Genomic DNA, 15,043 nt, shown 5'->3' with positions numbered 1-15,043 from the left:
TAAGTAATTCTAGAGTGGATAATATACAAATATTACGCTGTAGACTCCCTACCCCATTCATCGATGTAGGTTTTTTACGTAACACAATAATAAAAATAAATTACGGAAATTAGAGACATCGAATTAAGATGTATCTTGTCACTTATTTCTGTATTTTCTTGGCTAAAAAAAGCAGAGGAGATGTCGAGTGAAGAGACGTAACCTGGGTTGGCTGTTGTTGGGAAGCTTACTTTCCAGTTCAGCTTGGGCAGAATCGCAATTAAATTTGACCAAAGGTGTGACTGATGTCAGCCAAAATGTCTATGAATTGCATATGTTGGTAATGTGGATTTGTACGGTAATAGGTGTCGTGGTATTTGGCGCTATGTTCTGGTCAATGATATTCCACCGCAAATCTAAAGGGGCAAAACCAGCCTCATTTCATGAAAGCACCAAAGTTGAAATTCTTTGGACCGCTATTCCTATTTTAATTCTTATCGGTATGGCATGGCCTGCAACTACGACTTTAATTGACATGGAAGATAACAGTAATTCTGATATCACCGTGCAAGTGACTGGTTCGCAGTGGAAATGGCATTATAAGTATTTTGATCAAGGCATTGAATTTTATAGTGTTTTATCTACACCAAAATCTCAATTTGATAACCGAGATGGTGACAATGGCGAGAAATGGTCAAATGAAAATTATCTTTTAGAAGTAGATAAGCCATTAGTTATACCAGTGAATCGCAAGGTTCGTTTCTTAATAACTTCTGATGACGTTATTCACTCTTGGTGGGTACCAGCATTTGCGGTTAAACAAGATGCTAACCCAGGCTTTATTAATGAAGCTTGGACCAAAGTGAATGAACCTGGCATTTATCGCGGCCAATGTGCTGAGCTTTGTGGTAAAGATCACGGTTACATGCCTATTGTTGTTGATGTTCGCTCTGAAGTTGATTACGAGCTATGGGTTAATGAGCAAAAAATTGCCATGACTAAAGCCGCAGAGGCCGAAGCACAATCGCTTACCGCTAAACTTCCAATGGAAGAGCTAATGGCATTAGGTGAGCAAACATATGCAGCACACTGTGCGGCGTGTCACCAACCAACAGGTTTAGGTTTACCACCAGCATTCCCTGCGCTTAAGGGCAGTGAACTAGCAACGGCTCCAAGCAAACTTGGCGAGCACATTGATGTGGTATTCAATGGTCGTTCAGGTACTGGTATGCAAGGCTACGGTAAGCAATTATCACTTAAAGAAATTGCTGCAGTGGTTACTTACGAGCGTAATGCTTGGGATAACAATACTGGTCAAGCTGTTCAACCTGCAGATGTTAAATTTATTGTCGACGGTACTGATGGAGCATCAATTAGTGATGCAACGCCAGTTGTAGAAGAAGCGGCTGTAGAAACACCAGTTGCAGCAGCCGAAGTCAATTTAGATGACTTATCTATGGATGAGTTGATGAGCAAAGGTGAAGAAGTTTACAACGCAAGTTGTGCCGCTTGTCACCAAGCTTCAGGCGCTGGTATGCCACCAGCATTCCCAGCCTTAAAAGGTAGTCCAATTGCCACTGGCGATGTTAATGCACACATTAGCATGGTTGTAGATGGTAAACCTGGTACTGCCATGATGGGCTTTGCTGCACAGTTATCTCCACAAGAGATGGCAGCAGTAATTACTTATGAACGTAATGCTTGGGGCAATAGCACCGGCGATATGGTTCAAGCTAAAGACGTAGCCAAATAAGGGGGAATGATTATGACAACAGCAACTGACACTATGGATCATCATGACGACGATCATCATGATCATAAGATGACTGGCATTAAACGCTGGTTATACACAACTAACCATAAAGATATTGGTACCCTTTATCTTTGGTTCTCATTCATTATGCTGCTTACCGGTGGTGCAATGGCAATGGTGATACGCGCCGAGCTATTTCAACCCGGTTTGCAAATTGTAGAACCTGACTTTTTTAACCAAATGACAACCGTACATGGTTTGATCATGGTTTTTGGTGCCATTATGCCAGCCTTTACCGGTTTGGCTAACTGGATGTTACCTATGATGATCGGTGCTCCAGATATGGCACTGCCTCGTTTGAATAACTGGTCATTCTGGATATTACCTTTTGCCTTTGGCATTTTATTGGCTTCGTTGTTTATGGAAGGCGGTGGTCCTAACTTTGGTTGGACATTCTACGCGCCATTATCAACAACCTATTCAAATGGTAGTACTGCATTTTTCGTATTTGCTGTTCATATTATGGGTATTTCGTCAATTATGGGGGCAATCAACATTGTTGTTACCATAATGAACTTACGTGCTCCAGGTATGACTTACATGAAGATGCCATTATTTGTATGGACATTCTTCATTACCGCTTACTTATTAATAGCAGTTATGCCGGTCCTCGCAGGTACAGTAACTATGGTATTAACCGATACTTACTTTGGTACTGACTTCTTTAATGCTGCCGGGGGCGGTGATCCGGTAATGTTCCAGCATATTTTCTGGTTCTTCGGTCACCCTGAAGTTTACATCATGATATTGCCAGCCTTTGGTATTGTTTCAACCATTATTCCTGCGTTTGCTCGCAAGAAGTTATTTGGTTACAGCTCAATGGTTTATGCAACATCATCGATTGCGTTCCTATCCTTTATTGTATGGGCGCATCACATGTTTACGACAGGTATGCCGCTTGCAGGTGAATTGTTCTTCATGTACTGCACCATGTTAATTGCGGTGCCTACCGGGGTTAAAGTATTTAACTGGGTAGCAACCATGTGGAAAGGTTCGATGACTTTTGAAACACCTATGTTGTTCTCAATTGCCTTCGTGATCTTATTCACTATTGGTGGTTTCTCTGGATTAATGCTGGCGATGACGCCGGTGGATTTCCAATATCATGATACTTACTTTGTTGTAGCGCATTTCCATTACGTATTGGTTACCGGCTCATTGTTCTCTATTTATGCAGGAGCATATTACTGGTTACCTAAATGGACCGGCAACATGTACAACGAGAAGTTAGGCAAATTCCATTTCTGGTGTTCACTAATTTCAGTAAACCTATTGTTCTTCCCTATGCACTTCTTGGGCCTTGCTGGTATGCCTCGTCGTATTCCTGATTACGCTCTACAGTTTGCAGACTTTAACAAGTGGGTAAGTATAGGTGGTTTTGCCTTTGGTTTATCACAACTAATATTCTTAGTGTTGGTGATCAAATGTATTCGTGGCGGTGAGAAAGCGCCTGCGAAACCTTGGGATGGTGCTGAAGGCTTAGAGTGGGAAGTTCCATCTCCTGCGCCTTATCACACATTCTCAACACCACCAGAAATTAAGTAATGGGGAAAGCACATGACTAAAGACCAAGCACAGCCAATGGACACGAAGGTAAAAAAAGGAGTAACGAAACTTGTTGTTACTGTATTTGCTATGTTCGCCTTTGGCTTTGCTTTGGTGCCTTTATACGATGTGTTTTGTGATATCACTGGGTTAAACGGTAAAACAGCAACGACTGCTGCGACCGTTAATGAAGATGGCATTGATACATCAAGAACAATTCGAGTTCAATTTATTAGTCGCACTGCAAAGGGTGCGCCTTGGCAATTTAAGCCAGAAATGAACTTTATCAATGTTCACCCAGGGGAAATGAAATTTGTAAAATATTACGCAAAAAATGAATCAGGTCGAGATGGTGTTGCGCAAGCAGTACCGTCTGTTTCACCAGGACAGGCAGCTAATTATTTTCAAAAAATTGAATGTTTTTGCTTTAATCAGCAACCATTACAAGCAAATGAAGATGCCTGGTTACCACTGCAATTTTATGTGGATCCAGAACTGCCAGAACATATCTCTGAGCTGACTTTGTCATATACCTTATATGACATAACAGAGAGCGAAACGTCGACCGAAGTTGCAGATTAAGCGTAGGGGAAAACTAATGACAACAACAAAAGATTATGAAAGTTATTACGTACCGGATCAAAGCAAATGGCCAATTATAGGCGCCGTTGCATTATTTTTAATCGCAATTGGTGCTGGTAACTATGTGGCCAATTTGGATACCGGTGAAGGTATTGGCGGCTGGGTATTATTAGCGGGTATCGCGTTAATAATTTATATGGTATTCGGCTGGTTTAGTAACGTTATTGATGAATCAATGGACGGAAAATACAGTGCGCAAATGGATAATTCATTTCGCCAAGGTATGAGCTGGTTTATATTTTCAGAAGTAATGTTTTTTGCCGCATTCTTTGGCGCATTATTTTACGCCAGAGTATTAAGTGTGCCTTGGCTTGGCGGTGCTGGTAATAACTTGGAAACATTCCAAGTATTATGGCCTGAATTTCATGCTGCATGGCCACTAACAACGACGCCAGATGGCACGACTACCGAAGCCATGGGTTGGGGCGGTTTACCGCTGTATAACACAATTTTGCTAATGACTTCATCAGTTACTGCTCACTTTGCTCATGTAGCTTTAGAGCAAAATAAACGTGGTGCATTGAAAGCTTGGTTAGGTATTACAGTGTTACTAGGTTTAGCGTTTTTAGTACTTCAAGTTGAAGAATATATTCATGCCTACTCATCAATGGGATTAACCCTGGCAAGTGGTATTTATGGTAATACTTTCTTCATGCTCACCGGCTTCCATGGCATGCACGTAACCTTAGGTACTATCATGTTAATTGTGATGTTCTTTCGTGTGCTTAAAGGTCACTTTAGCCCTGACAACCATTTTGCGTTCCAAGCTGCCAGTTGGTATTGGCATTTTGTCGATGTAGTATGGGTACTACTGTTTTTATTCGTTTATATACTGTAGTAAGTTAATAAAAAACCGCGCTTAACTATAGGCGCGGTTTTTTAATTCTAGATCCTGAAACAAGTTCAGGACGACACTGGTGTGTCGGCTGATAGTCGATGTTTAATACGGTCTTGGATTTGGAGTAATTAACCCTGTGGTTATACCAATCAGTAGGATTAAAACAATAATAGCTGAGCATATTACTCGACGACCTATATATTTAGACATAGGTGGTTGCTCTGCTGAGTTTTTATTCATTACCACCATAGCTCGATACAAGTTGTAAATCATAAACGCTAAAAATATAGCGATGAAAATCTTATAAACCAATGTTTTGCTCCCATTTATTTTTTGATTTTTTTTATTATAAAAATTGTTGTAATGGTACCCAATGACTACAAAAAATACGTTTAAATCATTCTTGGCTTCATGGCATCTGCCGTGGGTTATCTTTACCTTGCTTGTATTTTTTGGATTAATCAAGCTTAGTCTTTGGCAGTTTGATCGCAGTGCTGATAAACAACAACGCTTAGCTAATATAGAAATGTTAAGCAAGCAACAAGCGCTGGACCTCAACTTTGTACTCAGCGATGTAAACGGTAAAACAGAAATGCTTAACGATATCCCGGTAGTTCTGAACGGCACCTTTAATAACCAATACAAGTTTTTAGTGGATAACCAAACCCATCAGGGAAAATTAGGCTACCGAGTTCTGCAGGTGTTTACTGATGAAAAATCGAATAAATCGGTATTAGTGAATTTAGGTTGGATACAAGGCTCAATCGATAGAAATTTTATCCCTAGCGTAAACGACATTAATGGTAGTCAACGGATGGTTGGTAACATCAGGATCATCGAACAAGGCATTGTTTTAACTGAAGAACAATTAAGTCATGATTCATGGCCACAGCGAATTCAACAAATAGACATAAAAAAAATATCACAACTAATTAACATTAAGCTCTTGCCCTTTGTGGTTTTCTTAGATAAAAAAGAACATATAGGTTATACAAAAAACTGGCAACCGGTAGTAATGCCGCCTGAAAAACATACAGGCTATGCGCTGCAGTGGTTAACACTGGCAATCGCCTGGTTAAGCTTAATGATTTGGGCAAGTTACAAAACTTATCGCTCTAAAGATTAAACCCAGAATTAAAAACTAATTAAAAAAACACCTAATAATAAAAATTAAAAAAGGCTCCCAATGACCTCTTCCACCAATAGTCAGAAAAAATCACGGCGTACACTAGTACTCGTATTAGCTGCATTTATTCTTCCCGTAGTAATAGCAAAACTCGCATTAGATAATCAATGGTTTAACTATGGCGTAACAAACCAGGGACAGTTATTAGAACAACCATTAACCCTGGAAGAAATTGGCCTTGAAAAAGCCGACATCAAACAATGGTTTGTTATTTATTCATTGCCTGAAAACTGCGAAGAGCATTGTCAACAAACCCTAATGGGTATTGAGCACGCTTATTTAGCTTTGGGTCGAGAAACACCGCGAGTCACTCCAATTGCACTGAGCAATTCGCCGTTTAACGCAGAGCAACTGCAACACATAAACGATAAACATTGGCGTGTAATTGACACCCCTGTTGCAGCGCAAAGCTCGTTATCATCAACTCAAATATATGTTGCCGACCCATTAGGTAACATTGTTCTAACGTACACCCAGCCAGCGACCGTTGAAGATATTCCTGCCTTTGGTAAAGCAATGTTAAGTGATCTGAAAAAGCTATTAAAATACTCGAGGATTGGCTAATGAACGATTCTATGCAAGATCGCAAACACAGTGCCAGCACTCGTAAAATAGTTTTTGTCGCCATTTTATTAGCGTTAGTCGTTATTACCCTTGGGGCTTACACTCGTTTAACTCACGCCGGTTTAGGTTGCCCAGACTGGCCGGGATGTTATGGCTTTATTGATGTTCCAGAAACTAGCGAACAAATTGCCGTTGCAGAGTCAGCGTTCCCTGAACGTCCAGTTGAACCAGAAAAAGCATGGAACGAAATGATCCATCGCTACTTTGCCGGCGCGTTAGGATTGCTTATTGGTGCAATCTTTATCTTTTCATTTAAACATCGAGATAAAGGGCTTCCGCTATTTCTGCCTTTTGCCTTGGTATGTACAGTAATATTCCAAGCGGCACTTGGCATGTGGACAGTTACGTTGAAGCTCATGCCCATTGTAGTTATGGGGCATTTATTAGGTGGATTTGTTACTTTATGCTTGCTGTACCTGCTATACCTTCGTCTTTCTTCCTCTCGCGTTCCAGGTGGGGATTATAAATTACGCAAGTATCAAATCTTTGCGTTTATTGGTGTGGTTATACTCACGCTGCAAATAGCCCTCGGTGGTTGGACATCAAGTAACTACGCTGCGCTCGTGTGTACACAATTGCCAATTTGTCAGGATGGCTGGATGCAACAACTTACCTTTGCTAATTCATTCGATTTAATTCCACCAGAGCGTGAAACCTATGAATTTGGTTTTTTAAGTCACGCCGAACGCATTACCATTCATGCTATGCATCGAATTGGCGCAATCGTTACCACGCTATATATTGCCTGGTTAGCAATCAGTGTGTTTCGCAATGCACAATCAAGCTTTTTCAAAAATACTGCCGTATTGATCGGCTTTATTTTAACCTGCCAAGTAGCCCTTGGCGTAAGTAATATTGTTTTTACTTTACCGCTTCCAGTAGCTGTTAGTCACAACGTAGTTGCAGCACTGTTAATGTTAAGCATGATCAATTTAAGCTATAGCTTAAAACGAAAAATTTAGGAGCTAAAATGAGTAAAGCAAGCGTAGATACCCTTGAGACTATAGAAGTTGATACTAGCCCTGTTTCATGGCGCGAATATTACGAAATAACCAAACCTAAAGTTGTCGCATTATTAGTGTTAACCGCATTAGTTGGCATGAGTTTGTCTGTACCGGGTGCAATTCCATGGCAAATCCTCTTACCTTCAATGCTGGGAATAGGTTTATTGTCGTCGGCTTCAGCCGCCATTAATCATATTGTTGATCAAAAAATCGATGCCATTATGGCTCGTACCCACAACCGTCCGTTACCTAATGGCCGCATAAGTAATAAAAATGCCATTGTCTTTGCTGCCGCGTTATCGGTTATCGGTTTTGCAATGCTGTATGTATTAGTAAACCCGTTAACCGCTTGGTTAACGTTTGCTGGCTTAGTTGGTTATTCGGTAATTTATACTTTGTACTTAAAGCGCGCGACCCCGCAAAACATCACCATTGGTGGTCTTGCTGGAGCAATTCCACCGCTGTTAGGCTGGACGGCAATGACTAATGAAGTCCACCCGCATGCATTACTTTTAGTGTTATTAGTATTTGTTTGGACGCCGCCACATTTTTGGGCTCTGGCAATTCATCGTCGTGACGATTACGCGAAAGTAAACATTCCAATGTTGCCGGTTACCCATGGTATAACCTTCACTAAAACACAAATTTTGCTGTATACCATTTTATTATTTATTGTTGGCTTAATGCCGTACTTGGTAGGCATGAGTGGCTGGATTTATCTCATTGGTGCTTGTGCTTTAAACTTGGCATTTTTTGCTTATGCATGGAAATTAAAGTTTAACGCTGAAAAAGATACGGCAATGAAAACATTCAGATTTTCCATTGTGCATTTAATGGTGCTATTTATTGTATTATTAGCTGATCATTATATTTTACCGGCAGTATAAGTTTTTATGAATAAATTATTAATCATCATTTTGGCTGTTGCATCTGCAGCCATTGGTGCGTTTGTTTACCAAAAGCATTTTAACAATCAGCAACCAGAACATGCTTTGTTGTACCAGCAACCGCGCACCATAGCCAATTTTGAACTTACCGACCATAACGGTAATTCATTTGCTAATGAACAACTACTTGGCAAATGGACGCTATTCTTTTTTGGCTATACATCGTGCCCGGATGTATGTCCGGTAACGTTACAAGAGCTTAATTATATCTATCCACAGCTTAAAGAAATTACTCAAAACAATATGCAAGTGGCATTAGTGACTGCTGATCCAAAACGAGATACCCAACAAAAATTGAACAGCTATATACGCTATTTCAATGAGGAATTTGTTGCACTCAGGGCGGGTCACGAAGTGTTGTTCCCCTTCGCCAGAAGTTTAGGGTTAATGTATGGCATTGTTGAAGACACTAGCGACGAGTTTTATCTGGTAAACCATAGTGCCTCAATTATACTGACCAACCCTAATGGTCAAATTCAGGCAATTTTCAAACCGGTACAAACCGACCCATTGGCAATCCCCAGCATTGACTCAGAAATTATGCTGAAAGATTTTGAAAAGATTTATCAATTAACGCAACCATAAGGGTGAATGCTTTTAACCTTGAAAAGCACTAAGTTTGCCCCTATCTTCTAGTTAATAAAATATCATTATTGCGATTAGCATTGATAATTGTTGCGCTAGCACAAATGGCACTAGCATAAATGGCGTTATTATTGATAAAATCAGTAGCAATACAGTTTAAAAAATAAAGAGCAGAATTAAGATGGGCAGAGCTTACCAAAACCGTAAAGCCGATATGGCGAAAACCGCGGGACAAAAAACTAAAGTTTATTCAAAATACGGTAAAGAAATTTACGTAGTCGCTAAAAACGGTGGTCTTGATCCTGATGGCAACTTAGCCCTTCGTCGTTTAATCGATAAGGCGAAGAAAGACCAAGTTCCAACTCATGTAATTCAAAATGCAATCGACAAAGCAAGTGGCGCTGGTGGTGAAAATTACGAAGCAGCTCGCTATGAAGGCTTTGGCCCTGGTGGCTTCATGGTTATTGTTGACTGTTTAACAGATAACACCAACCGTACCATCAAAGATGTACGTCAAGCATTTACTAAAACCGATTCAAAAATTGGTGGTCCAGGTTCAGCCGCGTTTATGTTCGACCACGTTGCTATTTTCTGTTTTAAAGGTGATGACGAAGAAGCCGTACTAGAAGCATTAATGATGGCTGATGTTGATGTAACCGATGTTGAGTTAGAAGATGGCATCATTACTGTAACGGCGCCGCACACTGAGTATTTCAACACTAAAACAGCACTAACTGAAGAATACCCAGATCTCACTTTAGAAGTAGATGAAATCACTTGGAATCCACAAGATTATAAAGAAATCAGTGGTGAAGATGATCTTAAAATGTTTGATAAATTTATGGATATGCTTAACGACAGTGATGATGTGCAAAACATTTATCACAACGCTGAAGTAATTCGATAAAATACGAATATAGATAAAGGGGTCAGTGATATTTACCAATCATAAATGGTAAATATCACTGACCCCTTTTTCATTTAATCGGTATACCAACTTCCATCTGCTTTTGGTACAAACCAAGGCCTTGAATACCAATAAAACCTACCCGGTTTTGAAATACTCGGTGCAGTGCAATTACTGCGATTTCTACCCGGTTTAAAGTTAGCGTCAAAATTCATGGTAAAACTTTCTTCTCCTTGCCAAGTGATTTCTGCTTTACCACCACCAGCAATGAAACATGCAAGCATGTTGGGATAAAAGTCATTAAGGCTTACTTCCACCGTTTTGTCAGGTTGCTCACCAAAAGGCACTATTGTTTGCGCTCTTTGGCTTTTCGCGGACACAGTAAAAGCCAATGAATTTAGCTTATCTTTTAACGGCCCAAGTTGGTCATAAGGCATTGAGGCGGGAAAACGTGGTATCGCAGTAATATCAGTAGTGTCGCCTACAGGGCCAGATTGTTGAGTAAAAACAGCATAGCCCAATGAAGCCAACTGTTGCTGCGCTTGTGGGGTATATTCTCCGTAAGGTAGAGCAAAGTATTTCCAATTTTGATCTACTTTATTTTTAATTATTTGCTCCGATTGCTGCAATTCATCCAGCTTTTTCTCAAGCCATGTTTGTGCATCTACTCCTTTAGGCGCTTTAATTAAAGAATCGTGTACTAAACCATGGTTAGCAATTATCACACCGTCATCAGACATTTGTTTTATTTGAGCCCAATCTAAATACATACCACTTTTGTTGGGTACTGTATTTGGGTTAATAAACATAGTATATGGGTAGCCAAATTTTTGTAATAACGGATGGCCATTGGTTAAAATATCGCTATAGCCATCATCGAAGGTGATAACGATCGTTCTATCCTCCAGCGGTTGTTTAGCTTTTAGCTTATCAACCATTTCAGATAGTGGGATCACTTTAAAATCATTATCTTTAAAATAATTGAGATGTAGTTCAAACTGTGTCGGAGTGATTGATGTACTTTTCGGCGTTTTCTCGCTTACATGGTGATAGACCAAAACAACAGTCGCTTGCGCAAAAGAAGAGAACATTGAGAGTAAAATTACAAATAATGTATTTTTCATAGATAATATTTCGTTAGATCCCGTATTATATACTCGTTAACTTTCATAGTAATGGTAACCGCTATGTTACTTTCAGAATAGAGTCATTTGATTGATTCTGCTAATAAAAACATAATTATTTTCTACCCAAGGTGTGGCATTGACAGCAACCAAGCAACAACAGGAGCGGAAGGCGTTATTTGCGCTCGCCATTCCAATGATTTTATCCAATATTACTGTGCCGTTATTGGGCTTGGTAGATACTGGCGTAATTGGTCATTTGCCTGAAGCTTACTTTTTAGGTGCCACCGCTGTTGGTGCAATGATCATCACTTTTATCACTTGGTTTTGTGGTTTTTTACGGATGTCTACCTCAGGCCTTGCTGCACAAGCTTATGGTAGTGACGACCGTCAGCAAATACTTCTGGTATTAAGTCGAGGTTTAGTTGTTGCCTTTATTATTGGCCTTATAATGATTGTACTGCAAGCGCCTTATATAAATGCATCGTTATGGTTATCTGGTGGCAGCGAACAAGTGCAATTTTATGCCCGCCAATACACTGAAATCAGAATATGGGGTTTCCCTGCTGCATTAGCAAATTTAGTGATTTTAGGTTGGTTACTGGGCTTACATAAAGCCAAACTTGCTATGTGGCTGTTAATTGTCACCAACGTTGTTAATTTAAGTTTGGATTTACTGTTTGTCTTAGGCTTTAATTGGCAAATAATGGGTATAGCCGTTGCAACATTAATTGCTGAATATTCAAGCTTACTGTTAGGTTTATACTTTGTCGCAAAAACTCTGAACATTCACCATCGAGATTTGGTTAAAACCTTAGCTGATACTAAAAACACCTTGTTTAGCAAAGCAGATTTCAGCCCGTATTTAAAACTTAACCGCGATATTGTGATACGGACATTGTGCTTAGAAATTTGTTTTGTCTTTATTACTTTTCAAGGGGCAAGATTAGGTGATACCGTAGTTGCCGCTAATGCAATTTTGCTTAATTTTTTACTGCTTATTTCGTTTGGTTTAGACGGCATTGCTTATGGCGCCGAAGCAAGGGTTGGACGAGCAAAAGGGGCAAAAGATGCAAGCGCATTATCTCTCGCGGTCAATACAGCGTTGAAATATAACTTTGCTTTTGCGATTGTGTATAGTTTGTTCTTTTATCTATTCGGCTTAGCGTTTATTAACATGTTATCTGACATACCTGACGTAGTTAGCTATGCCAGTGAGTTTTTGCCCTGGATAATTGCTTTACCAATACTCGCTTGTTGGTGTTATTTATATGACGGTGTGTATATCGGTTTAACTGAAGCTGCAACGATGCGAAATTCAATGGTAATTTCAACATTTGTCTGCTTTTTTCCATGCTGGTTCATCCTACAAGGCTACGGAAATCATGGTATATGGGCAGCGTTTTGTCTATTTATGGTGGCGCGTGGCGTTACTCTTTTTTACCACTTTAATAAAAACAAACACCGTTTTTGCTAAGGTACACTGAGTTTGGTTAATCCTAAGGTTTATTGTTAAATGTTTATCACTCTTGCATTGATAGTAGTGGCAATGGTTATTGCTTTATTAACAATAACAAAAGTATTGAATCTACCCCGTAATGTGGCAGTGCTTTTTTTTACCATGCCATTATTAATGTGTATTACTCCTACCATTACATTCATCGGTGGGATTTTGGCGAGCAAAATTGCTCCCGACCCCAGCCTTGCGACATTACCAATGACCATAATGATTTTAGGCATGGCAGCAAGCACCTTTTTAGTCTCTAAATTGTCGAGTAAATTCGGTCGTAAAAGAGCAACAAACATTGGCTTTATCATTGCTATTGTTGGCACGTTAACCGCTATGTTCAGTGCCGTGACCGCCAGCTTTAATTTATTTATATTAGCAACATTTTTAATGGGTTCCAGCATGGCATTTGCTCAGCAAATGCGTTTCGCTGCTCTTGAAAGTGTGAGCCCTGATAACGCCGCTAAAGTTATATCTGCACTAATGCTCTCCGGAATATTTGCGGCCATGATAGGGCCTGAAATAGCTCTAATGGCGAAAGATTGGATAACAGCTCCGCATGGATACGCGGGATCATTTTTAGGTCTTTTAATCCTGTTATTAATTTCGTTGCTTGTGTTTCAATTGTTTACTGATCCTAACGCCAAGCAAAGTAACGTTCAAATTGACCAAGATAGACCGCTCAAACAAATTATCAAACAGCCTATATTTGTTATCGCTTTACTTTCGTCAGCAATCGGTTACGGCTTGATGAGCTTCGTCATGACAGCAACACCTCTAAGCATGCATGCAATGGATGGTCATTCATTAATAGATACTAAATGGGTTATTCAAAGCCATATTGCCGCCATGTTTTTACCTTCTCTATTTACTGGTGCATTAATTAAACGCTTTAATAGTGCAAAGGTGTTAATTGTAGGAACAGTAATGTTTGCCGTAGTGACAATTGTTGCATTAGATGGCCAACAGGTAATGCATTACTGGTGGGCGATGGTATTACTGGGCATTGGTTGGAATTTCTTATTTATTACCGGCACGGTGTTATTACCTGAAAGCTATCGAGGCAATGAACGCTTTAAGGTACAAGCCTTAAATGATTTTAGTATTTTTACTGTGCAAGGCTTAGCATCTTTGTTGGCAGGTTGGTTGCTATTCACCCAAAGCTGGGAAATAGTGATTTATAGTACATTGCCATTTATTGCTATTATGTTATTCGTGTGTATTTGGCATTATAAAAACCGTAAAAACAGCCTATAAATCATTAAAATTTATAGGCAGCAAAGGCACCTAATAGCCCGCCATCCTTAACAAATACTGCATCACCTTTTAAATAAACATACTCTAGGCCAAGGTCAAAATTACTGGTCACCTTATATGATAATTTATTGCATACTCGTAACGACTCTTTACTTAAATTTTCTTCAGCAATGACTCTTAAAGGATGGCTTTCAGGCAATGGAAGTGTGGTAAGTTTACGATCCCACGTATACTCAAAAGCACTATCCCATGTAATATTATCGGTGATGCTGAAACTGCTTTTTAATGCCAGCGCATAACCATTATCGCCTTCAAAGTCTGCTAAGCCGGGAGTTTCTAATGTGCCATATATCTTGGTTAAATAACCGGTAACCAGCTGACCTTTAATTGGCAGACCGAATCCCACACCATAACGATACTTAGTTTCGGTAGCGCCATGCTTGTATGATAATTCATCATAACCCACAAATAACTTTATCGGTTTAACGCCAGTATTTAACATCATATTGGCAATAACCTGCTGACCATCTTTATTAGTGGCATTTTTTAAACCATGATGAGCAATTAGATGAGTTCCACCCCAAGTAAATTGGCTTTTGGCTTCAACAGAGGTAATAACAGTATCATCAACACCACTAAAGCTAGGATCAAGTTGTTTATAATCGCTATTTTTTGCGCCATTTTGAACCGTATAAAAACCAGACTTTATTGATAATTGACTTTGTAGATAGCCAAGTGGGTTTGATGGTGGCTCACCTACTTTTGCGACAACTAACGGTGAGGCAAGTAAGGCGGTAACTATTATAAATTTGATCTTCATTGGTTCGGTTAATTTTTAACTGATTAGTTTATTTTTTCGATACTAAACAAGTAAAAACCAATTAATAGATTTAAATCGATAAATTACAAACAAATAACAACACAGAAAAATCAATCAAACAGATAAAACAAAAAACTTACAAAAGATAGTAAAACTAGGGCGGACAGTGGCTTTCGAGAGGTGATTAATGCACTATTCATGAGGGTTAAATAGCTGGTCTTTGGCGTTTTTTTTCAAATTTATCCTCCTTGTTAGGTTGACATTC

The 15,043-nt window shown here is 39.5% G+C and carries 15 protein-coding genes; 12 read left to right on the top strand and 3 right to left on the bottom strand.

All coding sequences use genetic code 11. The annotated features are described in order from the left end of the window. The first annotated feature begins 187 nt into the window (after positions 1 to 187). Genes coxB through RI845_RS01800 form a run of 4 tightly spaced genes read left to right on the top strand, consistent with a single transcriptional unit; the run spans position 188 to position 4,817 of the window. Positions 188 to 1,732, top strand: coding sequence for a cytochrome c oxidase subunit II (gene coxB / locus RI845_RS01815; protein WP_348388056.1), 1,545 nt, complete (start codon positions 188 to 190; stop codon positions 1,730 to 1,732). Between the two features lie 33 nt (positions 1,733 to 1,765). Further along, positions 1,766 to 3,337: a cytochrome c oxidase subunit I gene (gene ctaD / locus RI845_RS01810; protein WP_348389485.1), complete on the top strand. Its 1,572-nt coding sequence runs from the start codon at positions 1,766 to 1,768 to the stop codon at positions 3,335 to 3,337. Between the two features lie 12 nt (positions 3,338 to 3,349). Next, positions 3,350 to 3,919, top strand: coding sequence for a cytochrome c oxidase assembly protein (locus RI845_RS01805; RefSeq protein WP_348388055.1), 570 nt, complete (start codon positions 3,350 to 3,352; stop codon positions 3,917 to 3,919). Positions 3,920 to 3,935: 16 nt separating this feature from the next. Next, positions 3,936 to 4,817, top strand: coding sequence for a cytochrome c oxidase subunit 3 (locus RI845_RS01800; protein WP_348388054.1), 882 nt, complete (start codon positions 3,936 to 3,938; stop codon positions 4,815 to 4,817). A 102-nt stretch (positions 4,818 to 4,919) separates the two neighbouring features. On the opposite strand, the gene RI845_RS01795 is transcribed toward RI845_RS01800, so the two are convergent. Further along, positions 4,920 to 5,129: a DUF2909 domain-containing protein gene (locus RI845_RS01795; protein ID WP_348388053.1), complete on the bottom strand. Its 210-nt coding sequence runs from the start codon at positions 5,127 to 5,129 to the stop codon at positions 4,920 to 4,922. Positions 5,130 to 5,190: 61 nt separating this feature from the next. Between RI845_RS01795 and RI845_RS01790 the strand changes: the two genes are divergently transcribed. The 6 genes from RI845_RS01790 to RI845_RS01765 all read left to right on the top strand — a co-directional run bounded on the left by RI845_RS01790 (position 5,191) and on the right by RI845_RS01765 (position 10,070). After that, entirely contained in the window at positions 5,191 to 5,943 is a 753-nt protein-coding gene (locus RI845_RS01790; protein WP_348388052.1) for an SURF1 family protein, read from the top strand. A gap of 60 nt (positions 5,944 to 6,003) precedes the next feature. Continuing rightward, entirely contained in the window at positions 6,004 to 6,567 is a 564-nt protein-coding gene (locus RI845_RS01785; protein ID WP_348388051.1) for a hypothetical protein, read from the top strand. Further along, positions 6,567 to 7,589, top strand: coding sequence for a COX15/CtaA family protein (locus RI845_RS01780; RefSeq protein ID WP_348388050.1), 1,023 nt, complete (start codon positions 6,567 to 6,569; stop codon positions 7,587 to 7,589). The genes RI845_RS01785 and RI845_RS01780 overlap by 1 nt, the downstream gene beginning before the upstream one ends. Positions 7,590 to 7,597: 8 nt before the next feature. After that, entirely contained in the window at positions 7,598 to 8,518 is a 921-nt protein-coding gene (gene cyoE / locus RI845_RS01775; protein WP_348388049.1) for a heme o synthase, read from the top strand. A 6-nt stretch (positions 8,519 to 8,524) separates the two neighbouring features. Then, the gene (locus RI845_RS01770; protein WP_348388048.1) at positions 8,525 to 9,163 is read left to right on the top strand and encodes an SCO family protein; all 639 of its coding nucleotides are present in this window, start codon (positions 8,525 to 8,527) and stop codon (positions 9,161 to 9,163) included. A 181-nt stretch (positions 9,164 to 9,344) separates the two neighbouring features. Then, positions 9,345 to 10,070 (top strand): YebC/PmpR family DNA-binding transcriptional regulator, encoded by a 726-nt coding sequence (locus RI845_RS01765; RefSeq protein WP_348388047.1) that lies wholly within the window; start codon positions 9,345 to 9,347, stop codon positions 10,068 to 10,070. A 74-nt stretch (positions 10,071 to 10,144) separates the two neighbouring features. Here RI845_RS01765 and RI845_RS01760 read toward each other — a convergent pair whose 3' ends face one another. Continuing rightward, the gene (locus RI845_RS01760; RefSeq protein WP_348388046.1) at positions 10,145 to 11,194 is read right to left on the bottom strand and encodes a polysaccharide deacetylase family protein; all 1,050 of its coding nucleotides are present in this window, start codon (positions 11,192 to 11,194) and stop codon (positions 10,145 to 10,147) included. Between the two features lie 133 nt (positions 11,195 to 11,327). Here RI845_RS01760 and RI845_RS01755 point away from each other — a divergent pair, with 133 nt between their 5' ends. Beyond that, on the top strand, positions 11,328 to 12,671 hold the full coding sequence (locus RI845_RS01755; protein WP_405054073.1) for an MATE family efflux transporter: 1,344 nt from the start codon (positions 11,328 to 11,330) through the stop codon (positions 12,669 to 12,671). A gap of 39 nt (positions 12,672 to 12,710) precedes the next feature. Next, on the top strand, positions 12,711 to 13,958 hold the full coding sequence (locus tag RI845_RS01750) for an MFS transporter (protein ID WP_348388044.1): 1,248 nt from the start codon (positions 12,711 to 12,713) through the stop codon (positions 13,956 to 13,958). Between the two features lie 4 nt (positions 13,959 to 13,962). On the opposite strand, the gene RI845_RS01745 is transcribed toward RI845_RS01750, so the two are convergent. Further along, complete coding sequence (locus tag RI845_RS01745) at positions 13,963 to 14,778, bottom strand: hypothetical protein (RefSeq protein ID WP_348388043.1); 816 nt, start codon at positions 14,776 to 14,778, stop codon at positions 13,963 to 13,965. Positions 14,779 to 15,043 lie beyond the last annotated feature (265 nt).

It is taken from the genome of Thalassotalea nanhaiensis (genome assembly GCF_031583575.1).
GTDB classification, from domain to species: Bacteria; Pseudomonadota; Gammaproteobacteria; order Enterobacterales; family Alteromonadaceae; genus Thalassotalea_A; species Thalassotalea_A nanhaiensis.
This window is presented reverse-complemented; position numbering and strand designations above follow the sequence as displayed.